Source organism: Myxococcus stipitatus DSM 14675 (assembly GCF_000331735.1).
Taxonomy (GTDB): Bacteria; Myxococcota; Myxococcia; order Myxococcales; family Myxococcaceae; genus Myxococcus; species Myxococcus stipitatus.
Window position 1 is genome coordinate 4,983,884 of record NC_020126.1, and the last position, 25,172, is coordinate 5,009,055.

General features: G+C 68.8%; 11 protein-coding genes (1 of these 11 cut by a window edge). 7 read left to right on the forward strand and 4 right to left on the reverse strand.

Features of this window, described 5'->3' with window-relative positions; translation table 11 throughout:
• Positions 1–9,059, forward strand: partial view of a non-ribosomal peptide synthase/polyketide synthase gene (locus MYSTI_RS19390; RefSeq protein WP_015349484.1) — the 3' portion only. Its footprint begins 9,007 nt before the window's first position; only the last 9,059 of its 18,066 coding nucleotides appear in the window; its start codon lies beyond the left edge, outside the window; it ends in the stop codon at positions 9,057–9,059.
• A 1-nt stretch (position 9,060) separates the two neighbouring features.
• Here the strand turns inward: MYSTI_RS19390 and MYSTI_RS19395 are convergent, their stop codons facing one another.
• A complete protein-coding gene (locus MYSTI_RS19395; protein ID WP_015349485.1) occupies positions 9,061–10,011 on the reverse strand; it encodes an N-acetylmuramoyl-L-alanine amidase family protein in 951 nt (316 codons plus the stop codon).
• Between the two features lie 124 nt (positions 10,012–10,135).
• Between MYSTI_RS19395 and MYSTI_RS19400 the strand changes: the two genes are divergently transcribed.
• Entirely contained in the window at positions 10,136–13,705 is a 3,570-nt protein-coding gene (locus MYSTI_RS19400) for a DEAD/DEAH box helicase (RefSeq protein WP_015349486.1), read from the forward strand.
• A gap of 90 nt (positions 13,706–13,795) precedes the next feature.
• Here the strand turns inward: MYSTI_RS19400 and lon are convergent, their stop codons facing one another.
• Positions 13,796–16,285, reverse strand: coding sequence for an endopeptidase La (gene lon / locus MYSTI_RS19405; protein ID WP_015349487.1), 2,490 nt, complete (start codon positions 16,283–16,285; stop codon positions 13,796–13,798).
• A 258-nt stretch (positions 16,286–16,543) separates the two neighbouring features.
• On the opposite strand from lon, the gene MYSTI_RS19410 reads away from it, so the two are divergent.
• The 4 genes from MYSTI_RS19410 to MYSTI_RS19430 all read left to right on the forward strand — a co-directional run bounded on the left by MYSTI_RS19410 (position 16,544) and on the right by MYSTI_RS19430 (position 21,773).
• Positions 16,544–17,758, forward strand: coding sequence for a vWA domain-containing protein (locus MYSTI_RS19410; RefSeq protein ID WP_015349488.1), 1,215 nt, complete (start codon positions 16,544–16,546; stop codon positions 17,756–17,758).
• Between the two features lie 182 nt (positions 17,759–17,940).
• Entirely contained in the window at positions 17,941–18,810 is an 870-nt protein-coding gene (locus MYSTI_RS19415; protein WP_015349489.1) for an ImuA family protein, read from the forward strand.
• Between the two features lie 9 nt (positions 18,811–18,819).
• Positions 18,820–20,328, forward strand: coding sequence for a Y-family DNA polymerase (locus MYSTI_RS19420; RefSeq protein ID WP_015349490.1), 1,509 nt, complete (start codon positions 18,820–18,822; stop codon positions 20,326–20,328).
• A gap of 920 nt (positions 20,329–21,248) precedes the next feature.
• On the forward strand, positions 21,249–21,773 hold the full coding sequence (locus MYSTI_RS19430) for a hypothetical protein (protein ID WP_015349492.1): 525 nt from the start codon (positions 21,249–21,251) through the stop codon (positions 21,771–21,773).
• A gap of 6 nt (positions 21,774–21,779) precedes the next feature.
• Here MYSTI_RS19430 and MYSTI_RS19435 read toward each other — a convergent pair whose 3' ends face one another.
• Complete coding sequence (locus tag MYSTI_RS19435) at positions 21,780–22,313, reverse strand: FHA domain-containing protein (protein ID WP_015349493.1); 534 nt, start codon at positions 22,311–22,313, stop codon at positions 21,780–21,782.
• Positions 22,314–22,444: 131 nt separating this feature from the next.
• Between MYSTI_RS19435 and MYSTI_RS19440 the strand changes: the two genes are divergently transcribed.
• Positions 22,445–23,458, forward strand: a complete 1,014-nt coding sequence (locus MYSTI_RS19440; RefSeq protein WP_015349494.1) for an NAD-dependent epimerase/dehydratase family protein — start codon at positions 22,445–22,447, stop codon at positions 23,456–23,458.
• On the opposite strand, the gene MYSTI_RS19445 is transcribed toward MYSTI_RS19440, so the two are convergent.
• On the reverse strand, positions 23,434–24,936 hold the full coding sequence (locus tag MYSTI_RS19445; RefSeq protein ID WP_015349495.1) for an ATP-binding cassette domain-containing protein: 1,503 nt from the start codon (positions 24,934–24,936) through the stop codon (positions 23,434–23,436). The genes MYSTI_RS19440 and MYSTI_RS19445 overlap by 25 nt on opposite strands.
• Positions 24,937–25,172: the final 236 nt, after the last annotated feature.

Consider the following 25,172-nt stretch of genomic DNA (forward strand, 5'->3'; position numbering starts at 1 on the left):
ATGAGGAGAGGACGGCGGAGCGGCTGCTGAGGCACGTGAGGGCGGCGTTGGAGGGGTTGGTGGAGGGGTTGGAGAAGCAGGTGTGGGACGTGAGGTTGGAGGGGGAGGAGGAGCGTCGGCGTGTGGTGGAGGAGTGGAGCGGGCGGCGAGGCGTGGTGAGGCGAGAGGAGACGCTGGCGGAGTTGTTCGAAGCGCAGGTGGAGAAGACGCCCGGCGCGGTAGCGGTGGAGTGGGAAGGAGAGGCGCTGACGTATGAGCGACTCAACGAGAGGGCGAATCAGCTGGCGCACCACCTGAGGGAGAGAGGAGTGGGCCCGGAGGTGAAGGTGGGGCTGTGCGTGGAGCGCTCGTTGGAGTGGGTGGTGGCGATGTTGGGGGTGGTGAAGGCGGGAGGTGCATACGTGCCGCTGGACGCGAGCAACCCGGCGGAGCGGCTGAGGTGGATGAAGAGGGAAGCGGGAGTGGCGGTGGTGGTGGGGAGGGACGCGCTGGTGGAGGAAGTGGCGGAGAGCGCGGACGTGGTGGTGAGCGTGGAGGAGGCCGAGCTCTCGAGAGCGCCAAGGAGCAACCCGGAGCGGAGAGGGAGCGGGAGCAACCTGGCGTACGTGATGTACACGTCGGGGAGCACGGGGAAGCCGAAGGGCGTGGCGGTGCCGCAGCGTGGGGTGGTGAGGCTGGTGAAGGGAGCCGGCTACGCGAGCTTCGGGAGCGACGAGGTGTGGCTGCAATTGGCGCCGGTGTCCTTCGACGCATCGACGCTGGAGGTGTGGGGGGCGCTGCTGAATGGAGGGAAGCTGGTGGTGTACCCAGCGGGAGAGGTGTCGCTGGAGGGAGTGGGGGAGGCGCTGAGGAAGCATGGAGTGACGTCGCTGTGGCTGACGGCGGCGCTCTTCGAGCAGATGCAGGCGTACGAGGCCGAGGCGCTGAGAGGAGTGAGGCAGGTGCTGGCGGGAGGAGACGTGCTGCCGATGGCGCGGGTGCGGGAGCGACTGCGCGAGGGAGGACGACTCATCAACGGGTATGGCCCGACGGAGAACACGACGTTCACGACGACGTACCGGATGGAGAGGGAGGAGGAGGCGGGGGTGAGAGGAGTCCCCATCGGGAGGCCGGTGGAGGGGACGGAGGTGTACGTGCTGGACGAGAGGATGCGTCCGGTGGGGGAGGGAGTGCCGGGGGAGCTGTACACGGGAGGAGAGGGGTTGGCGGGAGGGTACGTGGGGCGGCCGGAGTTGACGGCGGAGAGGTTCGTCCCGAGCCCGTTTGGAGAGGGAGAGAGGCTGTACCGGACGGGGGACGTGGCGAGGTGGAGGGGAGAGGGGGAGTTGGAGTTCCTGGGGCGCAAAGACAGACAGGTGAAGGTGAGGGGGTATCGGATTGAGCTGGAGGAGGTGGAGGAGGGGCTGAAGAGGCAGGAGGGAGTGAGGGAAGCGGTGGTGGAGGTGAGGGGGGAGGGGTTGGTGGGGTACGTGGTGGGGGAGGTGGAGGCGGGCCGTGTGAAGGAAGGGATGAGGAGGACGCTGCCGGAGTACCTGGTGCCGACGGTGGTGGTGGTGCTGGAGGCCATGCCGCTGACGGTGAACGGGAAGGTGGACCGGAGGGCGTTGCCGGAGCCGGAGGAGGTGGAGAGGCGGGAGGAGTACGAGGCGCCGGAGACGGAGCTGGAGAGGACGCTGGCGGAGGTCTTCGAGGAGGTGCTGGGGACGAAGAAGCGAGTCGGCAGGAGAGAGGACTTCTTCGAGCTGGGAGGGCACTCACTGCTGGCGACACAGGTGATCGCGAGGGTGAGGGCGTTGGCGAAGGTGGACCTCCCGCTGCGAGCGCTCTTCGAGGCACCGACGCTGGAAACCCTGGCGGAGCGCATCGCCTCCTCGAGCCATGAGGAGAACGCACCCGAGACAGTCCCATTGGTGGCGGTGACACGGACAGGACCGCCGCCTCTGTCCTTCGCGCAGCATCGTCTGTGGTTCTTCGACCAGCTCTCACCGGGCAGCGCGGCCTACAACATCCCCATCCACCTCCGCGTGGAGGGCGCCCTGCGAGTCGATGCCCTCCAGCGTGCCTTCTCCATCCTGGTGGCGCGGCACGAGGTATTGCGCACGCATTTCGCGCTGCACGAAGGCGAGCCCATCCAGGTCATCCGCGAGCCCTCGGAGTTCCCGCTCCAGGTCGAGGACCTGAGGGGCCTGCCTGACTCCGAGCGTTGGGAGGAGGTGCGCCGCCAATCCGTGGAAGCCGCGCTGCGCCCCTTCGACCTGGGGGCGCCCTGGCTCCTGCGAGTCTCCCTGCTGCGCCTGGCGCCCGAAGTCCACGTGCTGTCGTTGGTGATGCATCACATCATCTCGGACGGCTGGTCCCTGGGGGTCTTGGTTCGCGAGCTGAGTGCGCTCTATGTCGCTTGCTCCGAGGGCCGCGCCTCACCGCTCGCGCCGCTGGCGTTGCAGTACGCCGACTACGCGACCTGGCAGCGAGAGTGGTTGAAGGGGGCGCGACTGGAGACTCAGCTCGACTGGTGGCGCCAGCAGTTGGCGGGAGCGCCTCCGCACCTGGAGCTGCCCACGGATGGACCCAGGCCCGCGGTCCTGTCCCACCGAGGCGCCACCGTGCCAGTGCGCCTGCCGAACACGCTCCGCGACGCTGTCGTGGCGCTGGCGAACCAGGAGGGGGCGACACCCTTCATGGTGTTGCTCGCGGCGTTCCAGGTGTTGCTGGGGCGCTATGCGGGGCAGGAGGACGTGAGCGTGGGCTCGCCCATCGCGGGACGTCGGTACGCGGAGACGGAGGGCCTGATTGGCTTCTTCGTCAACACGCTCGTCCTGCGGGCGCGGATGCATCCTCGCGACACCTTCCGTGAGCTGCTGGCGCGGGTGCGCGAGTCCACGCTGGGCGCGTACGAACACCAGGACCTTCCCTTCGAGAAGCTGGTGGAGGCGCTGCATCCGGTGCGCGACCTCAGTCGAAGCGCGCTGTTCCAGGTCCTCTTCGTTCTCCAGAACACGCCGGTGGCGGCGTTGGAATTGCCGGCGCTGACGTTGCGCCCCTGGGAGACGGAGGGCACGCAGGCGGCTCGCTTCGAGCTGACGTTGAACCTCGGTGAGACGCCGGACGGCTTCGACGGCACCCTCCTGTTCAACACGGACCTGTTCACCGAGGCCACGGCCACTCGCATGGTGGAGCACTTTCGGGTGCTGCTGGAGTCCATCACCGCGAACCCAGGGCAGCGGCTCTCCCTGTTGCCGCTCATGTCCCGGTCCGAGCGCCAGCAGGTGCTGGAGACGTGGGCGACCGGCACGGGGCCTCGTCTGTCCGACACGCTTCCCATCCATCGGCTCATCGAACAGCAAGCGGCGATGACACCGGATGCGCTGGCGGTGCGCTGCGAGGATTCGGTGCTCTCGTATGGGCAGCTCGAGGCTCGGGCGAATCAGCTCGCGCACCACTTGAGGACGCTGGGGGTGGGCCCGGATGTTCCCGTGGCGCTGTGCCTGGAGCGAGGTGTTGGACTGGTCGTCGCGCTGCTGGGCGTCTTGAAGGCGGGAGGGGCGTACGTTCCGCTGGAGCCCTCGCAGCCGGTGGCCCGTCTGGCAGTGCTGATGGAGGAGGTCGCCGCGCCCGTGGTGGTGACGGAGTCGCGTCACGCGGCGGCGTTCGGCGCGACGGGTGTTCGGCGTGTGCTGCTGGATGGAGATGCGGCGTTCCTCGCGAGTCTGCCGATGGAGGCACCCGCGGTCCGCGTCATGGCGGAGAGCCTCGCGTATGTGTTGTTCACCTCGGGCAGCACGGGACGTCCGAAGGGCGTGGCCGTGACGCACGGGGCTCTCGCCAACTACGTCCAGGCCGCGACGGAGCGACTGGGGTTGCGTGAGTGCTCCAGCTTCGCGCTGGTGTCGACGTTTGGCGCGGACCTGGGGAACACGGTGTTGTTCCCCGCGCTGCTCACGGGCGGCGAGCTGCACGTCATCACCCAGGAGCGTGCGGGCAATCCCGTGGGGATGGCGGAGTACTTCCAGCGTCACCCGGTGGACTGCGTGAAGATGGTCCCCTCGCACCTCTCCGCATGGCTGACGGCGCCCGAGCCCGCCCAGGTGCTTCCGCGCAAGTGCCTGGTGCTGGGCGGCGAGTCCTCCTCCGGGGCCTTGTTGGAGCACCTCCACGCGCTGGCGCCGTCCCTGGCGGTGTTCAATCACTATGGCCCCACCGAGACGACGGTGGGCGTGCTCGCGGGGCGGGTGGTCGCGGGCGAGGCCGGGACGAGTCGAGGTGGAAGCCCGGGTCGGCCCGCGTCGGTGCCGCTGGGGACTCCGCTGGCGAACACGCGCGTGTACGTGCTCGATGCATCGCTGTACCCGGTGCCCGTGGGTGTGCCCGGCGAGCTGTTCATCGGTGGTGCACAGGTGGCGCGAGGCTACCTGGGTCGCCCGGAGTTGACGGCGGAGCGGCTGGGGCCGGACCCCTTCAGTCCCGAGCCGGGGGCGCGGATGTATCGCACGGGAGATCGCGTGCGGTGGCTCGCGGATGGGAGTGTGGAGTTCCTGGGGCGCTCGGACTTCCAGGTGAAGGTGCGAGGCTTCCGAGTGGAGCCCGGCGAGGTTGCGGCGGTCTTGCGTGAGCACCCCTCGGTGGGGGACGCGGTGGTGGTGGCACGGGAGGATGTGCCTGGGGAGCAGCGCCTCGTGGCGTATGTCGTCTCCGTGCGCGCGCAGGCGACGGTGGACGCGTTGCGAGGCTTCGCACGGGAGCGTCTGCCGGCCCACATGGTGCCCGCCGCCTTCGTGGTGTTGGAGTCGCTGCCGTTGACGCCGAACGGGAAGCTGGACCGTCGCGCCTTGCCCCCTCCGGGGGTCGGTGCTTCGAGCGTGGCTGTCGGCCACGAGCCGCCCGCGACACCGTTGGAAGAGCTGCTGGCCGCCATCTGGTCGGAGGTGCTGCGGGTCGAGCGTGTCGGGCGGCATGACGACTTCTTCGCATTGGGCGGGCATTCGCTTGTCGCGACACAGGTGGTGGCCCGTCTCCGGAGTGCGTTGGGAGTAGAGGTGCCGCTTCGAGCGCTCTTCGAGTCGCCGACGCTGGAGGGGTTCGCTCGAAGGGTGTCGCAAGCCTCTCGGTCTGTGTCAGTGCCTGCGTTGGTGCGAGCACCGCGCAAAGGCGCGGCGGCCCTGTCCTTCGCGCAGCAGCGCATGTGGTTCCTGGATCGGCTGGCGCCGGGAGGGGCCGCGTACAACGCTCCATCGGCGCTCGAGCTGAAGGGGCCGCTCGATGTGGATGCACTGGAGCGCGCGTTCACGGAGTTGGTGCGCCGCCACGAGAGTCTGCGGACCTGCTTCCCCGATGAAGGGGGCGTTCCGGTCCAGGTCATCGCGCCTCCCTCCCCGTGCCGTCTCCATCGCGTCGAACTGACGGAGGACGATGCGCGAGAAGCGACTCTGCGTCGCCTCGTGCAGGACGAAGTGGTTCGCCCGTTCGATCTGGCGCAAGGCCCGCTGCTGCGAGTGACGCTGGTGAAGCTGGCCGAGGACGCGCACGTGTTGGTGCTGGTGTTGCACCACATCGTGTCGGACGGCTGGTCGACGGGGGTGTTGGTGAAGGAAGTGGCGGCGCTCTACGAGGCGTTCGCGGAAGGGCGAGAGTCGCCGCTGAAGGAATTGGAGGTGCAGTACGCGGACTACGCGGAGTGGCAGCGAGGGTGGCTGAAGGGCGAGGTGCTGGAGGAGCAGGTGGCGTACTGGCGCCAGCAGTTGGAGGGAGCGCCGAGGGCGTTGGAGTTGGTGACGGACAAGCCGAGGCCCATCGCACAGAGCTTCCGAGGGGCTGTGCTGGCTCGCCGCTGGCCGAAGAGTTTGTGGAGGAAGGTGGAGGAGGTGGGGCGGAAGGAAGGGGTGACACCCTTCATGGTGCTGCTGGGCGCGTACCAGGTGGTGCTGTCGAGGTGGGCTGGGCAGGAAGAGGTGGTGGTGGGGTTCCCGATAGCGGGGAGGACGAGCGCGGAGACGGAAGGGCTGATCGGGTACTTCGCGAACACGTTGGTGCTGAGGGGGAAGGTGAAGGAGGGGGAGGGAGTCCGGGAGCTGTTGAGGAGGGCGAGAGAGGTGACGTTGGGTGCGTATGCGCACCAGGACGTGCCGTTCGAGAAGTTGGTGGAGGAACTGGTGCCGGAGAGGGACTTGAGTCGCAGTCCACTCTTCCAGGTGTCGCTCACGCTGCAGAACACGCCACCTGTCGAAGTGCGACTGGGCGCTGGACTCAGGCTGAAGGGGCTGGAGGCGGACACGAAGACGTCGAAGTTCGACTTCTCGTTGGCCGTGGGGGAGGACGCGGAGGGAGTCGGCGTGTCACTGAACTACAACAGTGACTTGTATGAGGAGGAGACGGCGGAGCGGCTGCTGAGGCACGTGAGGGCGGCGTTGGAGGGAGTGGTGGAGGGGCTGGAGAAGAAGGTGTGGGACGTGAGGTTGGAGGGGGAGGAGGAGCGTCGGCGTGTGGTGGAGGAGTGGAGCGGGCGGCGAGGCGTGGTGAGGCGAGAGGAGACGCTGGCGGAGTTGTTCGAAGCGCAGGTGGAGAAGACGCCCGGCGCGGTAGCGGTGGAGTGGGAGGGGGAGTCGCTGACGTATGAGCGACTCAACGAGAGGGCGAATCAGCTGGCGCACCACCTGAGGGAGAGAGGAGTGGGCCCGGAGGTGAAGGTGGGGCTGTGCGTGGAGCGCTCGTTGGAGTGGGTGGTGGCGATGTTGGGGGTGGTGAAGGCGGGAGGTGCATACGTGCCGCTGGACGCGAGCAACCCGGCGGAGCGGCTGAGGTGGATGAAGAGGGAAGCGGGAGTGGCGGTGGTGGTGGGGAGGGACGCGCTGGTGGAGGAAGTGGCGGAGAGCGCGGACGTGGTGGTGAGTGTGGAGGAGGCGGCGCTTCAGCGGGAGCCAAGGAGCAACCCGGAGCGGAGAGGGAGCGGGAGCAACCTGGCGTACGTGATGTACACGTCGGGAAGCACGGGGAAGCCGAAGGGCGTGGCGGTGCCGCAGCGTGCGGTGGCGAGGCTGGTGAAGGGAGCCGGCTACGCGAGCTTCGGGAGCGACGAGGTGTGGCTGCAATTGGCGCCGGTGTCCTTCGACGCGTCGACGCTGGAGGTGTGGGGGGCGCTGCTGAATGGAGGGAAGTTGGTGGTGTACCCGGCGGGAGAGGTGTCGCTGGAGGGAGTGGGGGAGGCGCTGAGGAAGCATGGAGTGACGTCGCTGTGGCTGACGGCGGCGCTCTTCGAGCAGATGCAGGCGTACGAGGCCGAGGCGCTGCGGGGAGTGAGGCAGGTGCTGGCGGGAGGAGACGTGCTGCCGATGGCGCGGGTGCGGGAGCGACTGCGCGAGGGAGGACGACTCATCAACGGGTATGGCCCGACGGAGAACACGACGTTCACGACGACGTACCGGATGGAGAGGGAGGAAGAGGCGGGGGTGAGAGGAGTCCCCATCGGGAGGCCGGTGGAGGGGACGGAGGTGTACGTGCTGGACGAGAGGATGCGTCCGGTGGGGGAGGGAGTGCCGGGGGAGCTGTACACGGGAGGAGAGGGGTTGGCGGGAGGGTACGTGGGGCGGCCGGAGTTGACGGCGGAGAGGTTCGTCCCGAGCCCGTTTGGAGAGGGAGAGAGGCTGTACCGGACGGGGGACGTGGCGAGGTGGAAGGGAGAGGGGGAGTTGGAGTTCCTGGGGCGCAAAGACAGACAGGTGAAGGTGAGGGGGTATCGGATTGAGCTGGAGGAGGTGGAGGAGGGGTTGAAGAGGCAGGAGGGAGTGAGGGAAGCGGTGGTGGAGGTGAGGGGGGAGGGGTTGGTGGGGTACGTGGTGGGGGAGGTAGAGGCGAACAAGGTGAAGGAGGGGATGAGGAGGACGCTGCCGGAGTACCTGGTGCCGACGGTGGTGGTGGTGCTGGAGGCCATGCCGCTGACGGTGAACGGGAAGGTGGACCGGAGGGCGCTGCCGGAGGCGGAGCAGACGAGGGCGTACGAGGCGCCGGAGACGGAGCTGGAGAGGAAGCTGGCGGAGGTCTTCGAGGAGGTGCTGGGGACGAAGAAGCGAGTCGGCAGGAGAGAGGACTTCTTCGAGCTGGGAGGGCACTCGCTGCTGGCCGCACAGTTGGTCGCGAAGGTACGCGCCTTGACGGGAGTGGATGTCCCGCTGCGAGCGCTCTTCGAGGCGCCCTCGGTCGAGCGGCTCGCGTCCTGGATGGACTCGTCGCGCGAGGACAGGAGCGTTCGCGACTGCGTGACGTTGCAGTCGAGCGGGACGGGCGCCCCGGTGTTCTTCGTTCACGCGGTGGGTGGCGCGGTGGGGCCCTACCGGATGCTCGCGCGCATGTTGGGAACGGAGCGGCCGTTCTACGGACTCCAGGCACCGGGCCTGGATGGAAGCGAAGCGCCGTTGGAGCAGGTGGAAGCGCTTGCTCGCCGCCATGTGGCGGCCTTGCGTGCGGTGCGGCCGGAAGGCCCTTACGTGCTCGGTGGCTGGTCGCTGGGGGGCGTCGTGGCCTTCGAGATGGCGAGAGAGCTGGAGCGGCAGGGACAGCGGGTGGAGCAGCTCGTCCTCCTCGACAGCTTCGCCCCAGGCGATGCGTTGCTCGAGCGCGAGCCCGACGGCGCGCTGTTGCTCGCGGGCATGGCGTTGGACCTGGCGCGGACCGCGGGTGGTGAGCCGACGCTGCGGCCAGAGCTCCTCACGGGGCTCGCGGACGAAGAACAGCTCACGCGAGTCGCGCAGCACGCGAGAGCCTCGGGCTGGCTGCCTCCCGAGGTCCGGGATGTGGATCTCCGAGCCTGGCGCGACGTGACCCGGGCGAACCTGCGCGCACTGTCCGCCTATCGACCTGGCCCCTACGGAGGGGGACCCGTGACGCTGTTCAGGGCGAAGGACGCGAAGCGTGAGCGTGTCGTGGACGCGAGCCACGGTTGGTCCCGGTTCGTCGCGCCGGACCAGCTCACGGTGGAGGACGTGAGCGGCGACCACTACAGCGTGCTGAGGGCGCCCGATGTGGATGGCCTCGCGACGCGGCTCGCGAGTCTCCTCGGGAGCAAGACGTAGCTCAGGGCGCGGAGGCTGAGTCCACCGCCGCTTCCCGTGGAGGGGTGTCGAGGAGCGATGGCGCCAGGGCTTCCACCAGCCCCTGCGTCACCGCCGCGCCAAAGGCCTCGAGGGTGCGCTCCTCGCGCCACCGCGCGGCCTCCTCGAAGTCGAGCGCATGATGCGTCTCGATGATGACGGAGGGGATGGCCGGCTTGCGAAGCACGAAGATGCGCCGATGGGTGGGCTCGCGCGCGACGAAGACGCCGGGCTCCGCCAGGTCGGCGGCATAGAGCCCCGTGTAGTCAACGCCGTCGTAGGGAGGAAAGCCCACCCGGGACAGGTTCCGAGCCAGTGCTCGCGCCAGCTCCGCGCGCTGGGCCTGGAGCGGGAGCTCCGCCTCCTCGGACCAGAGCACACTGAATCCCGGTGTCGTGTCCTGGCGGTTGCATTCGAGCCCCTCGCGGGGGGACCACAGCCGAGGTGTCCCTCGCGAGTCCGAGTGCAGGCTCACCAGCACATGGGCCCCCCACTTCGCGGCCGAGGTGAGCCGGTCGGCATACGCGACCCGCTGCCCCTCTTTGCGGCTGATCCTCACTTCAAAATGTCCAGTGGCCTCCAGCCGCCGAGCCAGGTCTTCGGCGACGCGCAACGTGAAGGACTCCTCATCCTCACAGGTCACGGAACGGTTGCCGGTGTTCCCCTCGGCCCCATGTCCCGCGTCCAGGTACACGCGCTGCTTGGCGAACCCCCAAGGGAAACGCGCCTGCCCGAAGGTCAATGGCGCACCGGCGGCGGGCCACTTGGGGGGCACACGAGGAGGCTCGGGAGTCGCTATCGCGGGAGCGGGCTGGGCCACCGCCACGGACTTCTCCGCGGGCGCATGCTCCACCTCCGACGAGGCGCGCAGGCAGCCTGGCGCCGCCAGCAGAATGATGAGTCCCAGTCCCCAAGCTCGAGTGGATTCCGGCATGTGCGGTTCGACACCCACCGAGGGAGCGTCGTTCCACAGTGTTGCCCGGAATGACGGGCGGTGGAAGCGAGGGGAGGTTGTCCCCCTTGCGTTTCCCTTCCGCTTTGCGAAGAAGCACGGAGTCATGTCCGTGGAGCGCCCGCAGCCCGACCTCTCGTCCGTCCCTCACTTCGCCACGGAAGGGGCCCTGCGCTCCTGGCTTCGGGAGAAGGGGGTCGAACATCTCTCCCGCCTGAGCCTCACGGTGCTGGTGCCCTGGGTGGACGCGGCCCTGCTGCCCCAGGCGCGTCCCGCGACGGCGCGACGACGGTTGGTGGAGATGCTGAGCGAGGAAGCGCGGACGCGCTGGGCCCAGGAGTCGCTCCCATCGCCGAAGATGAAGGAGCTGTTGCCCCGGCTCGCGTGGCGCTTCGTGGAGGAGGAGCGCCGAGGCGCGGAGCGCACCCGCGCGGAGTTGGCCGCGCGCCTGTCGCCTCCAGATGATCCTCGGACCCATCGGGTCCACGGCCTGCTCCTGGACCTGCGCTCCCGAGCCCCCGACACGGTGGCACCGCGCCCCACCCAGGCCCTGTTCCTGGAGCCCCTCCAGCACGACCCGGAGCTGCCCGGCTTCCGCTTCCGTGAGACGCGCTGCTCGGAGCTGCCCTACGGCGCGCAGATGGGGTTCATCCTCCCCGAAGCGACCCTGACCTTCACACCGAACAGCGTGCAGGCGGACTGCACCTGCGGCGCGCCGCCCTGTGTGCACGTCCTGGCCGCCATCGACACGGTGCTGTTGTGGCTGCATCAGCCATGGACGCCCTCGTTCGGAGAGACGCTCGAGGAGCTGGTGCGTCCGGGATGGGACCGCACGCTCCGGGCGATGGAGCGTGCGCTCGACGACGGGACGGGGAGCGGGGCCGGGGTGGAGATCTCCTGGCGCGTCGACGTCATCGAAGGCTACGGCGTGGAGGTCTTCCCGTACGTCCACAAGCGCAACAAGAAGGGGCTGCGCTCGACGGGCGCGAAGGTGAGCCGACGCAAGCTCCTCCAGGAGCATGGCTCGCAGCTCTCCGCGCTCGATGCGCGCCTCGCGTCCTTGCTGCCGGACGGGGATGCTCCCGTCTCGCGCGGGCTCCTCATCGAGCTGGTGGACCATCCCCGGCTCTACCAGGAGGGGACGCAGGACCTGCTGGTGCAGGTGGAGCGCGCGAAGGTGGGCATCGTCGCGGTGGAGCGGGGCGGCACCGTCATCGTCACCGCGGGCGTGGACGGCGCGACGCTGCACGCGACGATGGTGGACCGCGTGCGCAAGTCGAAGCCGGAGGAGGCGCTCTTCCTCTGGGATGAAGGTGCGAGAAGGCTCACCGTGCTCGACGTGGGCCCGGAGGTCCGCGCGCTCGTCACGGTGCTCCAGCGCCACGGCAATGTCTTCCCGCCCGAGAGCCATGAGGTGCTGCTCGAGAAGCTGTCGAAGCTGGCCGTGCGCATGCCGGTGGCCTTGCCTCGCGGGGTGATGGGCGAGCGGGTCCCCTCGCTCCAGCTCCCGGTGCTTCGGTTCGAGCTCGAGCCCGGCGGCGCGGTGCGCGTGGAGCTGCGCATGCGGGCGCTCCCGGACAGCATCAGCTTCGTCCCAGGAGAGGGGCCTCGAGACGTCTACGTGCGCCGGAACCTGGAGCCCGTCCACACGGTGCGCGACTTCATGAAGGAGCTCGCGCTGGCGCAGTCCCTTCAAGCACGGCTGCCCTTCGCCCAGGGAGAGGCCCAGGTGATTCCCTTCACCTTCTCCTTCGAGGGCGTGCAGGGGGCGCTCGCGCTGCTGTCGGCCTGTCAGGAGCTGGAGTCGCCTCCAGAGCTGGAGTGGGTGGGCTCGCCGCTGAAGCTCGCCGGCTCGCGAGGCGCCAGCGCGCTGCGAATCACCGTCGAGCGCAAGCGGGACTGGTTCGGTGTGCTGGGAGGGCTGGCCGTCCAAGGAGAGCGCGTGGAATTGGGGCGGCTCCTGGATGCCGCTCGGCGCAAGGAGCGCTTCATCCAGGTGAAGGATCAGACCTACGTGGAGGTCGAGGAGGCGCTCCGCCACCACCTGGAGCGGCTCGCGGACCATGCCCACCTGTCGCGCCACGGCCTGGAGGTGAGCCCCGCGGCGGCCGAGTCCCTCTCCGCCCTGGGGACCGCGGGCGCGACGCTGGATGCGGACGAGACGTGGAAGCGCCTGGTCGAGCGCATCTTCGCGGCGAAGGAGCTCAAGCCGAAGGTGCCCGCCACCCTGAAGACGGAGCTGCGCGACTATCAGGCGGACGGCTTCCGCTGGCTCACCCGGCTGGCCTCATGGGGAGCGGGTGGGGTGCTCGCGGATGACATGGGCCTGGGCAAGACGGTGCAGGCGCTGACCGTCCTGCTGGAGCGCTCGAAGCTGGGGCCCGCGCTGGTCCTCGCGCCGACCTCCGTGGCCTTCAACTGGATGGACGAAGCCAAGCGCTTCGCCCCTTCGCTGCGCATGCGCCTCTTCTCCGAGGCCGCGGACCGAGGCGGCCTGCTCGAGCGGCTGGGGCCTCGCGACGTGCTGGTGCTCAGCTACGGCCTGCTGACGCGGGACATCGGCCGGCTGTCCGAGCTGCGCTTCGCCACCATCGTCTTCGACGAGGCCCAGGCGCTGAAGAACGCGGGCACGCACCGCTTCCGCGCGGCACGGGCACTCCAGGGAGACTTCAAGTTCGCCCTCTCGGGCACGCCGCTGGAGAACCACCTGGGCGAACTGTGGAGCGTCTTCGCCCTCGTCTTCCCGGGGCTGCTTGGCAGCCACGATGCCTTCCGCACGCGCTTCGCGATTCCCATCGAGCGGCGAGTGGACCCCACGGCCGCGCCCGCGCTGGCCCGCGTGCTGGAGCCCTTCCTGTTGCGTCGCACCAAGGCTCAGGTCGAGGCGCAGCTCCCGCCGCGCACCGACGTGCGCGTGCCCGTGGTCCTCTCCACCGCGGAGTGGACGATGTACGAGGACGCCCGGCTCGCCGCGCTCTCCGCGCTGGAGTCGAGGCCGGAGGTCAAGCAGGAGCGCCGTGCTCGCGAACACGAGCAGCGCTTCGAGGTCCTCGCCGCGCTCACCCGCCTGCGCCTGCTGGCCTCGCACCCGAGGCTGTACGACGCCACGTCGCGCGTGGAGTCCTCCAAGCTGGAGCGCTTCCTGGAGCTCGTGGAGGAGCTGCGCGCGGAGGGCCACCGCGCGCTCGTCTTCAGCCAGTTCACCTCGCACCTGGCCCTGGTGCGAGAGGTCCTGGACGCACGCGGCATCCGGTACGAGTACCTGGATGGCCAGTCGACGCCCAAGGCCCGCGAGCAGTCCGTGCGCGCCTTCCAGGAGGGCACCGCGCCGCTGTTCCTCATCTCGCTGAAGGCGGGCGGCTTCGGCCTCAACCTCACGGCCGCGAACAGCGTCATCCACCTGGACCCTTGGTGGAACCCGGCGGTGGAGGATCAGGCGTCGGACCGGGCGCACCGCATCGGTCAGGACCGCCCCGTCACCGTGTACCGACTCGTCGCGCGAGGCACCATCGAGGAGCAGATGCTCTCCCTGCACGAGCACAAGCGGGCCCTCGTCGCGGACGTGCTCGAGGGCAAGGACGGCGCGGGCCGGCTCTCCACCCAGGAGATGCTCGGCCTGCTCTCCCAGCGGCTCTCGCGCCCCGACGAGGAAGAGCCTCCCCAGACGCGCCACTGACGGGGAGGGCCGCCCGCAAAGACAACGGGCAGGTCCCTCATGTGAGGAACCTGCCCGTGTCACAGCTCAGTCGGCTTCAGGGCCGTGCGCTCAGGCGCGGACCTCGGGCGCCCCGGCGGCCTCGGACGTCGGAGGCGGCGCCTCCTTGCCAGGCTCGCCCCCCGGAGTCCCCGCCGACGACTTGAACGGCGACGTCTCCAGCGCGGCCTTCAGGACCTCGTCCATCTGGCTGACGAAGATGAACTCCAGCTCCTTCTTCGCCTGGTCCGGCACGTCCACCAGGTCCTTGCGGCACCGCTCGGGCAGGATGACCCGCTTGATGCCCGCCCGGTGCGCCGCCAGCACCTTCTCCTTGATGCCGCCCACCGGCAGCACCAGGCCCCGCAGCGTGGCCTCGCCCGTCATCGCCGTGTCGTGCCGCACCCGGATGCCCGTCAGCAGGCTGGTGAGCGCGGTCAGGATGGTGACACCCGCGGAAGGACCATCCTTGGGGATGGAGCCCGCCGGGAAGTGCAGGTGCAGGTCCGTCTTCTCCAGGAAGTTGGGGCTGATGCCCAACGACTCGGACTTGCTGCGCAGGTAGCTCAGCGCCGCCGTCGCGCTCTCCTTCATCACGTCGCCCAACTGGCCGGTGAGCGTCATGCCGCCCTTGCCCGCCATCTTGGTCGCCTCGATGAAGAGCAGGTCGCCACCCGCCGCCGTCCAGGCCAGGCCCGTCGCCACGCCCGGAACCTCCGTGCGCTCGGCGACCTCCGAGTAGAACATCTCGGGCCCGAGGATCTCCTTCACCCGCTCGGCGTTGATGGTCTGCTTCTCCAGCTTCCCGCCCGCCACTTCCACCGCGACCGCGCGGCAGATGTCCGCGATGCGCCGCTCCAGGTTACGCACACCGGCCTCGCGCGTGTACGAGGTGGTGAGCGTCAGGAGCGCCTCATCGTTGATCTCGATGTGGTCCCCGTTGAGCCCGTGCTCCTTGAGCTGCTTGGGCACCAGGTGGATGCGCGCGATGCTCTGCTTCTCCTCGAACGTGTAGCCGGACAGCTCGATGATCTCCATGCGGTCGCGAAGCGGACCGGGGATGGGGTCGAGCTGGTTCGCCGTGGCGATGAACATCACCTTCGACAGGTCGAACGGCACGTCGAGGTAGTGGTCGCTGAACGTGTTGTTCTGCTCGGGGTCCAACACCTCGAGCAGCGCCGCGCTCGGGTCGCCACGGAAGTCGGCGCCCAGCTTGTCGATTTCATCCAGCATCATCACCGGGTTCTTCGTCCCGGCCTTCTTCATGCTCTGGATGAAGCGGCCCGGCAGCGCGCCGACGTAGGTGCGCCGGTGGCCGCGGATCTCCGCCTCGTCACGCACGCCGCCCAGCGACAGGCGCACGAACTTGCGGCCCGTGGCCTTCGCCACGCTCTGACCCAGCGACGTCTTGCCGACGCCCGGAGGACCGACGAGGCACAGGATGGGCCCGCGCATGTCGTTCTTCAGCTTGCGCACCGCCAGGTACTCCAGGATGCGCTTCTTGACCTTCTTGATGCCGAAGTGGTCCTTGTCCAGCTGCTGCCGCGCGTTCTCGATGTCGAGGTTGTCCTCGGACAGCTTCGACCACGGCAGGTCCGCAATCCAATCCAGGTAGGTGCGCGCGACGGTGTACTCGCTGGAGGCCGCCGGAATCGTCTTCAGGCGGTTGAGCTCCTTGTTCGCGACCTTCTCCACCTCGGGAGGCAGGGCGGCCTTCTTCAGGCGCTCCTGGAGCTCGTCGAGCTCCTCCTCCTCCTCGCCCATCTCCCCCAGCTCCTCCTTGATGGCCTTGAGCTGCTGGCGCAGGTAGTACTCACGCTGCGTCTTCGACATCTCGCCCTTCACGGCGGAGTCGATCTTGTTGGAGAGCTTGAGGATCTCCCGCTTGCGGTTGAGCAGCTCCAGCACCAGCTTCATCCGCGCCTTGAGGTCCACCGTCTCCAGGACGGCCTGCTTCTCCTCGATGGGCACGTCGACGTTGGCGGCGATCAGGTCCGCCAGGTGGCCGGGGTGGGTGATGCTCTCCACCAGCTCGGTGGCGGCGGCGGGCAGCTCGGGCATCAGCTCGATGACCTCGCGCGCCAGCTTCTTGAGGTTGATGCCCAGGGCCTCCACCTCGACGTTCTCCGCGGAGGTCTTGTCCTCCACCGCGTCGACGCGGGCCTTGAGGTAGGGGGCCTCCTGCACCAGCTCCACCACGCGGAAGCGGGCGAGCCCCTGCACCACGAGCGAGTAGTTGTCCTCGCCCATCTTCAGGAGCTTCACGATACGGGCGACGGTGCCCATGGTGTAGAGGTCGGCGGCGCCCGGATCTTCTTCCTCGGCGCGGCGCTGGGTGACGACGCCAATCACCTGATCATCGCGGACCGCGTCCTTGATCAGGGCAATGGTCTTCTGGCGGCCGACGGCCAGGGGAAGCACGCCGCCGGGGAAGAAGACGCTGTTCCGCAGGGGCAGGATGGGCAGCACCTGCGGGATGTCTTCCTTGTTGATGAGCCCCGGAGGGGCCATCGCGGTGGGCATGGCGCTCGCGGCGGTGCCCTTCTTCTTCTCATCGGACATGAAGTTCGGCCTCTTCCTTCTTCAAGCTCGGCCCTACGAGCGGCCAAGCCGGTGAACATCTGTCGGTTTTCTGCGGCAGATGAACCAACGTAACAACCAAAACGGCCATGGCAAACGCCGTGTACGATTTTCCACGCCCAAGTCGGATGCCGGACGCAGAGAGCTTGTCTCGCGTCCTGGCCGGGGGTGGGGCATGCTTGCCCCCCCAGCCCTGATGCGTCGCGCCGCCCGGTGCGCCGCCCTCTGATGGAGGCCGCCATGAAGCTGAAGACCAGTGCCCCCCTGCTCCTGTTGCCGGCCCTCTGGGTAGCGTCCTGCACGTCGCCCGTGGACGAGGCGGGCTCCACCCTGCCCGGTCAGTGTCAGAGCGACGCGCCGGTGGTGGCGCCCCAGAAGACGGACATCCTCTTCGTCATCGACAACTCGGGATCCATGGCGGAGGAACAGGCCGGCATCGCCACGGAGCTCCCCGGCTTCATCAAGACCCTGCGGGAAGGGGGCGGCGTCACGCAGGACTTCCGCGTCGGGGTGATCACCACCTCGGTCTACCAGCGGATCCGCTTCCAGGGGAGGGATGTCATCAAGGACTATCCTGGAGAGGCGGGGCACCTGCAGCCGGTGCCGGACGCGGATGGCAAGCCCACCGTGGCCCGCTACCTGGAGAGCTCGGACGAGAACTTGCTGGAGCAGTTCCAGCGACTGGTGAAGCAGGGGACCCTGGGCAGTGGACAGGAGGCTCCGTTCGAGGCGGCGCGGCTGGCGCTGTCCGAGCCGCTGACGGGGATATCCACCGTCGACGGAGGCAACGGGGGCTTCCTGCGGGACGACGCCCGACTCCTCGTGGTGGTGGTGACGGACGAGGAGGACTGCAGCTCCGACGAGAGGCCGGTGCCGATCATCCTCTCGCAGGACACCTCGGTGGACCAGTGCAGTGCGGACGCAGCACTGCTGAAGTCGGTGGACTCGTACTTCGAGTTCTTCCGCGGCCTGCGTGACTCGAAGGGGGCGCGCCGGGAAGTGCTCTGGGCCACGGTGGGGCCGGTGGCGTTGAGCGACAAGCGGGCGGAGCTGATCCAGGACAGGACGCCCCAGGGGACCTTCGTGCGCAACGCGGACTGCCCCACGTCGTACGGGCCGGGGTATCGGCACCGGGCGATGGCGGAGAAGTTCGACTCGCACTTCGAGAACCTCGACTCCATCTGCCGGGAGAGCTACCGGGACACGCTGCTGCACATCGCCGAATTGGCCGCGGTGTCACAGAGCGTGGACGTGGTGAACCTGCCGGATCCACGCCTCGCGCAGGTGGAGCTGACGCGGGCGAGTGGCGAAGTGGAGCGGTGCTCGGTGGCGGCGGGAGACCTGAGCTACGAGCCGTCTGGCGAGGGCCGCTCCGCGCGGATCTACTTCGGCGGCGACTGCCTGCGCCGGGCGGATGACACGAAGGTGGAAGTGAAGGTGATCTGCGCAGGGTAGCGGATCCACCGAGGGCCCAGGGGCGCGGAATCCCTGGGGTCGCGGGTTGGAAACCGAGCTGTCACGTCGTGTCGTCGCATCCATCGCCGCGCGTCCTGTGCGGGCGCACGTCAGACCCGTGAGCATACTGAACTGCCGTCCAGGCGGACGTTCGGTGTGCCGGGTCCCGGCGAGGAGGCGAGATGAGCGCGGCGTTGGAGCAGCGAGTGGGCGCGGCGGGCGGCTCGGTGGTGGAGCAGCTTCGCGAGCGCATCCGCCAGTTGCAGGCGGCTCCTCGGCGTTACCTGGCGGTCCTTCGCACGGGGATGGAGGCGGTGGATGCGCTCCTGCCCTCGGGTGGCTTCCCGCTGGGGCAGGCGGTGGAGCTGTGCGGTGAGGCGGCCTCCGGACGGACCAGCCTGGCGCTGAGCGCGGTGGCGGCGGCGCATCGGGAGGCTCGGCTGTGCGCGTGGGTGGATGGGCCGCGTGAGCTCTATCCGCCCGCGGCTGCCGCGCAGGGCGTGGACCTGGAGCGGCTGCTGATTGTCCGACCCAAGGCGATGGAGCAGCGGGTCTGGGCGGCGGTGCAGCTGGCGCGCAGCGGGGCCTTCGCGTGTGTGGTGTTGGACCTGACGCGGGGGGTAGGCGCGGTCGGCAGGGCGCCCAGGGTTGGACTGGCCGAGGCTCGCAAGCTGGCGGACGCGGCGGAGCGGGGCGGTGGGCTGTTGGTGCTGCTGACCTCTCCGGACGCACCCGCGGATGGCGTGACGCGCCTTCGGACGGAGTCGGAGGGGGCGGAGGGCTGGTCCGTGGAGGTGGTGCGCAGCCGGGGAGGAGGCATGGGGGCTCGGGCGGTGCTGCCGTGGAGCGCGCTGTATCCGGAGCTGGGGCTGGAGGACGGTGGGCGGATGTTGGATGTGGCGCCGCTGGATGCGGATGCGACGCCGGACTTCCTGCGGGAAGGGACGTGGGTGGCTCGCAATGGCTGTGGCATCCAGGGACAGCGGCCCGGTCGGGACGGGGCGATGCCATCGCTGCGAGCGGGGCTGGGTGTGGCCGCCGCGGCGTACTGAGGGCGCTCCATGCGCAGGGCCTATCTGCACTTCACGCGCTTTCCGGTGCAGCGCAAGGTCATCGAGTATCCGGAGCTGGCCGGGCGTCCCTTCGTGCTGGTGGAGGAGTCGCGAGGACAGCGGCGAGTGGTCGCGGCTTCGACGTCCGCGCTGAAGGCGGGAGTCCGGCCCGGGGCGACACTCACGGCGGCCACCGCGTTGGAGCCGGGGCTTCGTCATTTTACCTATCGAGAGGAGGACGAGGCTCGGGCGCTGGTGGCCTTGGGGGAGGCGCTGTTGTGCCTGGGACCGGCGTTTCAGCTCTCCTCGCCGGATGGGCTGTGGCTGGACGCGGGCGCGGCGCACCTGTCCGGGGGCGAGGAGGGGCTGTGCTCACGGGCGTTGGAGTTGTGCGCGGAGCAGGGCTATCGGGCGCATGTGGCGGTGGCTTCGGAGGCGTTCACCTCGCGGGCGCTGGCTCGGCATGGGGCTCGGCGGGTGGAGGTGGTGGCGCCGGGGGAGTCGGCTCGGGTGTTGGCGCCGCTGCCGCTGGCCGCGTTGGAGGGGCGGGAGGGGGCGGCCTTCTCCGCGCTGGGGCTCACCACGCTGGGGGAGGTGGCGGCGTTGCCCGTGGGGGCGGTGGTGGCGCGCGGTGGGGCGCAGGGGGCGCGGGTGCATGCGCGCTGCGGTGGGGTGGATGACACGCCCTTCGTGGCCGAGGTGCTGGAGGAAGTGCTGGAGGAGCGTCGGGTATTGGACTGGCCGGCGGAGTCCTTCGAGCCACTGCGTTTCGCGCTGAAGACCTTGTTGGACAGACTGGGGGCGCGGCTCGCGGGGCGGGGACAGGCGGCGGTGCGCATCACCTTCACGTTGAAGCTGGACCCCACGGGACAGCAGCAGGTGACCTTGGCCCTGGCTCGGCCCACGGCGGCGGCGAAGCTGTTGCTGGACCTGGCGCGGCATCGGTTGGAGGAACTGCGGCTGCAGAACCCGGTGGCGGAGGTGTCCGCCCGGGTGGATGAGCACTCCGAGGAGCGGGGGCAGCAACTCTCGCTGGGGGATGCTCCGGAGGGGGATGCGGCGCTGGAGGTGGTGTTGTCGCGCCTGGCGACGACGTTGGGGGAGGAGTCGCTCTGCTCCGCGGGGCTGGAGTCCGTGCACCGGCCCGAAGGCGCTCATGGGGCCAAGGTCTTCCGGCCTCCCGAGGAGAAGAAGAAGGGCTGGGTGGAGGACCTTCGCGAGGAGCGGGGCCCTGCTGGGATGGGTGGGCTTCGAGAGAGGCCCTCGCGGGTGCTGGCGGAGCCTGCGCGGCTGGACGCGGAGGTGGGTGAGGCGGGCCGACTGCTGGCGGCGAGGGTGGGGGGCAAGCGCCACCGGGTGACAGCGGTGACCGGCCCCGAGAGGTTGGGCGGTGAGTGGTGGTCCGAGTCTCCCTTTCAGCGTGACTACTACCGGGTGCACTTCGAGGGGCTGGGACCCGCCTGGGTATTTCGGGACATGCGCGACGGCAGCTTCTATTTGCAGGGCTTGTTTGACTGAGGTGTGGCTGGGGTTTCGGAAGTGGATGTCGTTTGAGTGTCTGTTGATTCCCTGTGATGAGAGTTGGGTGTTGGGAATTCAGCGGCAAGGCTGTCAGGTTTGCTGCTGAAGTCTGCCCTCCGGTATGAAGGGTCCCCAATGTGCAACATCGTCTTTGGGGGCGGGCGCAGAATTGTGTCGTGCGGGTCCAGGACTCGGCCGCTGGAGTGTTCGTTCTTGGCCGAGTTCTCTTTGGCAGGAATTGAATCCTGACAGTGAATTCGATCCGCACGAGGGTGATGTGATGCCAAGTCAGTTTGCGTGGCGCTATTGTGGCAAGTGCAGGACGATGTTCTTTGATGGCTATTCATACAAAGGGCGGTGCCCGGTAGGCGAAGGCCATGATGCGTTTGGGTTCTATTTCCATCTCCCGTATGACGTGCCGCCATCGGGGACTGCGCAGGGTTCTTGGCGCTTCTGTGGTAAGTGTTGTGCAATGTTTTATGATGGTTACGCTGAAAAAGGCCGGTGTCAAATGGGGGGCGGCCATGCTGCTCAGGGATTCGTATTCGTCCTCCCACATAGCGTACCGCCGTCGAGTACCGCGCAGGATGGTTGGCGCTTCTGTAATAAGTGTTGCGTGATGTTTTACGATGGCGCTTCGGACAAGGGGCGGTGTGCAGCCGGCGGTGGTCATTTTGCCCAGGGCTTGATGTTTGTGCTACCCCACATGGTATGGCTGGACGGGTCCGCGTTTGAGTCCGAGACGGAAGTCGCCTGAGGTGGCATTGCGCAGTATCTTCGCGTTCTTGCTTAAATATGAGTGAACACGGCTTGTGTTTTCGGCGAGGGTAGGGGGCGGGTTCTCAGCCGCCCCCTTGTTGCCCGGCCCGCCCCTCCGTGGTTATGGAGGAGGCACCACCCACCCTCAGGGCCTCGACATGCGCGTCCGCCTCTTTCTCCTGCTGTCCCTGCTGCTCACCGCATGCGCCGCGCCGCAGGTCCGTCCTCCGGGCGCCATCCGCAAGGTCGTCGTGGTGGTGGGCTCACGGGTGGACGCACTGCCCACGAACAGCTACCGCGAGGACCTGATGGGGGAGGGCAACCCGCGCACGGTCCTCTCCGGGCAGACCCAGGCCGTGCTGCGAGAGCGTGGCTTCGACGTCGTCGGTGTGCGCATCTCAGACGCCCCCGCGCCCGCCACACAAGAGGTCGTATCCCTCATCCGCGAGAATGGCGCCGAGGCCGCCGTGGTCGTCGTGCTGAACTGGGTCGACGTCACGGTCATCCAGGCCCTCGGTCGGGCCGACGTCATCCTCGAGTCAGGGCTCGTCTCCCCTTCGGGCCAGCTCCTCTGGCACAAGGAGAGCCGCACGGCCACCACCATCGGCATGTATCAGTCGCAGACGGACCACAGCTCCTATCTGCGCAAGGCCATCATCCAGGCCGTGAACGAGATTCCCTGAGCCCCGTCAGGGCTTCTCCTGCGGGCTCGCGAGCCGCAAGTGCTCGTGCACCGTCTCCGCGCGCAGGTACAGGAACTGCGCGTCGCCGAAGGCCAGCGTGTCCCCGTCGTTGAGCGTCACCTGCGCCCGAAAGCCCAGCGGCGCGCCGTTGATCCACGTGCCGTTCATCGACTGCGCATCGCGCACCAGGAAGCCCCCCGTCGCCGCGTTCCACCGCAGCGTGGCGTGATGTTGCGAGACGGACGGGTCCGGCACCACCAGGTCACACTCCGAGCGACCCACGGTGAGCTCCTCGCCATCCACCTTGGGGTTCAGGAAGTGGACCTCCAGGTTGTCGAAGTCGCGAAGCATCGCGAGCAGCCGCTCCGTCATGCGCGAGCGGTGCGCCATGCCCACCGTCCGAGCCCCTGTCAGCTGCTGGGCGATGTTCCGGAAGACCGGATCCACGGGCTGCTGGATGAGCGCCACGGGGCCGGAGGCTGCACGGAAGGCTTCGAGCGAAGCCTGAGCGAAGGGTCGGAGCTGATTCACGGACACCATACCGTCCACCCTACGTCCAAGCAGCGGCCACGGGAAGCGTCGGATGGACCGCCCGCCTGGACGTACAGGGAGGGGCTCCGGTGTCTGCTGGACATGACATCCGACGGAAGGGCATGGGAGCCTGGAACTTCATGCGCGTCCTCGTCACCGGAGCAGCGGGCTTCATCGCCCACCACGTCATCACCCGACTGCTGGCCCGAGGTGACACCGTCATCGGAGTAGACAACCTGGAGTCCTCCGGAGACGTGGCGCTCAAACAGGCGCGACTGACACACCTCCAGTCCGTCCCCGGCGCGGAGCGCTTCACCTGTCACCGCGCCGACATCACCGACACAGCCTCGCTCGCGGCGCTCTTCCGGCACGAGCAGCCCGAGAGTGTCATCCACCTCGCGGCACGTGTGGGCGTGAGGTCCGCGGGAGCCTCCGCCCAGTCCTACCTCGACGCGAACGTGACGGGGTTCCTCCAGGTGTTGGAACAAGCACGCGCGGCGCGAGTAGCCCACGTCGTCTATGCCTCCTCCAGCTCCGTGTATGGCGCGGGCACGCCGCCGCCCTTCGCGGAGACCGCCGCCGCCGACCATCCGCTCAATGTCTATTCAGCGACCAAGCGCGCGGGAGAGTTGCTCGCTCACACGTACAGCCACCTCTACGGGCTCCCCACGAGTGGCCTGCGCTTCTTCACCGTGTACGGCCCCTGGGGCCGCCCGGACATGGCGCCGCTGCGCTTCCTCCGAGCCCTGCGCGAGGGCCTCCCCATCGACCTGTATGGCGAAGGACGGATGCGCCGCGACTTCACCCATGTGGACGATGTCGCGGAAGCGGTGGTGCGTGTGTTGGATAGACCTCCCACCGGGACGCCACCGTATCGCCTGCTCAACGTCGGTCGAGGCGAGCCCGTCTCCCTCCGCGACTTCGTCGCCGTGCTGGAGCGACACACGGGAACCCAGGCCCTGCTGAACCCAAGGCCCGCCCAGCCCGGCGAGATGGACGCCACCTGGTCCGACTCCACCGCGCTGGAGCGCGAGACAGGCTTCCGTCCACGCGTGTCCGTGGACGAAGGCCTCGCCGGGCTCGTGGCCTGGGAGCGCGAGCACTCCAGCAGGCCACCTCCCGCCGAGCCTCACGAGGTCGATACCGTCACCTGACCGTGCTCCACGCGCCAGCACTCGGTGGTGCAGGCGCGAGCGAACTCGGAGTCATGCGTCACCAGGAGCAGCGCTCCGGGGTACTCGCGAAGGGCCGCCTCCAGTCGCTCGATGGAGGGCAGGTCCAGGTGGTTGGTGGGCTCATCGAGCACCAGCGCCCAGGCATGCTGCCCGAGCCCCCGCGCGATGAGCAGCTTGCGAATCTCCCCGGGAGAAGGCTGCTCCGAGCCCAGCAGCCGCTCCGGGTCCACCCCCAGCGCCGCGACGAGCGACAGGACGCGCCCCTTCTCCTCGGGCGGCAGCGAGCGCACCGCCTCCAGCGTGGCCCGAGCCTCCTCGGCCCCCACGTCCTGAGGCAGATACAGCACCCGCTCCCGAGGCACCCGAGCACTCTCCAGCAGCGCCCGCACCAGGGTGCTCTTGCCCGCGCCGTTGGGGCCCTCGATGCGCACGCGCGCCTCGCGCCCCACCGACAGATTCACCGGCCCCAACAACGTGACGTCCCCGGCACGAACCTCCGGGGTGTCCAGCGTGAAGATCCACGGGTTGGGCGAGCGCGCGTAGTCGACGAAGACAGAGCGCCCCAGCGTCTTGTCCGCGGCGAACTCACCCACGGCCTCCGAGGCACTCTCCAGCTCGCGTCGGAGGATTCCCACCCGGCGTCCCGCATGCGCCTCCGCCCAGCCCACGGTGACCTTCGCCCCCATGGACCGCGCATCGTTGTCGTACTTGTTCTTCAGCCGCTTGCTCGTGCTGCGCGAGGCATCCGCGCCCTGCTGCTCCCGCCGCGCCTGGTCCAGCATCCGCGCCGCGCGCCGCTGGTCCGCGCGCCGCTGCTGATATGCATCCACCTCCGCCTCGCGCTCCGCCTCCCAGTGCTGCTTCGCCGCGGAGTAGGCCCCCGGCCACAGCCGCGCATCACCACCATGCACGCGCAGCGTGGCGGAGGTGAGCGTCTCCAGGAGCGGCCGGTCGTGCGACACCACGACGCCCACCCCGCGGAACCGTCGCAGCGCGGAGACGAGCCACGTCCGAGCCTCCGCATCCAGATGGTTGGTGGGCTCATCGAGCAGCAGCACATCGGGCTCGGCCGCCAGCGCCGCGCCCACCTGCCACCGCTTGCGCTCACCCGGAGACAGCGTGGACCACCGCTCCAGCGCGGACACGTCCAGCCCCAACTGCCCATGGAGCCTGCGCGCCAGTCCATCCCAGGACTCGGCGAACTCGGAGATGTCCGGCGTGAGCGCCTCCACCTCCTGCCGACAGAGCCGCAGGACGGGGGAGGGCGGGTCGAACTGGAAGTGCCCCTCGGTGGGCGTCAGCTCCCCCGACAGCATCCGCAGCAGGGTGGACTTGCCCGCGCCATTGGCGCCGACAAGACCCGTCCAGCCCGCGGCCAGGTGGAACTCGATATCGGAGAGGACAGTGACTGCGTCGGAATAAGCGAACGACACGCTGTGCGCGCGAAGGGAAGACATAGAAGCGAGCTCCTGAATCCAGGGCGCAAGCCAGCTCCAAAGGGCGGCTCTGCGCGGGCGAGGCAAAAAGGCCTGGGACTCAGCGGCTCAGCTTCAAGGGTGCGTCGACCTCGCGAAGGGAGGGGGTGTCAGGCCCTCCGGTGGATACGTGCGGCCAGAATCTATGACGCGGGCCGGGGTGGATTGCAACCCCGGCCTGCTCGCCGGCCGGTGCGGACGGCGAGCCTGGAGCCTTC

Excerpts from the sequence above, each read along its gene's own strand:
- MYSTI_RS19395 (WP_015349485.1), bottom strand. The coding sequence starts at position 10,011 with ATGCCGGAATCCACTCGAGCTTGGGGACTGGGACTCATCATTCTGCTG.
- MYSTI_RS19400 (WP_015349486.1), top strand. The coding sequence starts at position 10,136 with ATGTCCGTGGAGCGCCCGCAGCCCGACCTCTCGTCCGTCCCTCACTTC.
- lon (WP_015349487.1), bottom strand. The coding sequence starts at position 16,285 with ATGTCCGATGAGAAGAAGAAGGGCACCGCCGCGAGCGCCATGCCCACC.
- MYSTI_RS19410 (WP_015349488.1), top strand. The coding sequence starts at position 16,544 with ATGAAGCTGAAGACCAGTGCCCCCCTGCTCCTGTTGCCGGCCCTCTGG.
- MYSTI_RS19415 (WP_015349489.1), top strand. The coding sequence starts at position 17,941 with ATGAGCGCGGCGTTGGAGCAGCGAGTGGGCGCGGCGGGCGGCTCGGTG.
- MYSTI_RS19420 (WP_015349490.1), top strand. The coding sequence starts at position 18,820 with ATGCGCAGGGCCTATCTGCACTTCACGCGCTTTCCGGTGCAGCGCAAG.
- MYSTI_RS19430 (WP_015349492.1), top strand. The coding sequence starts at position 21,249 with ATGCGCGTCCGCCTCTTTCTCCTGCTGTCCCTGCTGCTCACCGCATGC.
- MYSTI_RS19435 (WP_015349493.1), bottom strand. The coding sequence starts at position 22,313 with ATGGTGTCCGTGAATCAGCTCCGACCCTTCGCTCAGGCTTCGCTCGAA.
- MYSTI_RS19440 (WP_015349494.1), top strand. The coding sequence starts at position 22,445 with ATGCGCGTCCTCGTCACCGGAGCAGCGGGCTTCATCGCCCACCACGTC.
- MYSTI_RS19445 (WP_015349495.1), bottom strand. The coding sequence starts at position 24,936 with ATGTCTTCCCTTCGCGCGCACAGCGTGTCGTTCGCTTATTCCGACGCA.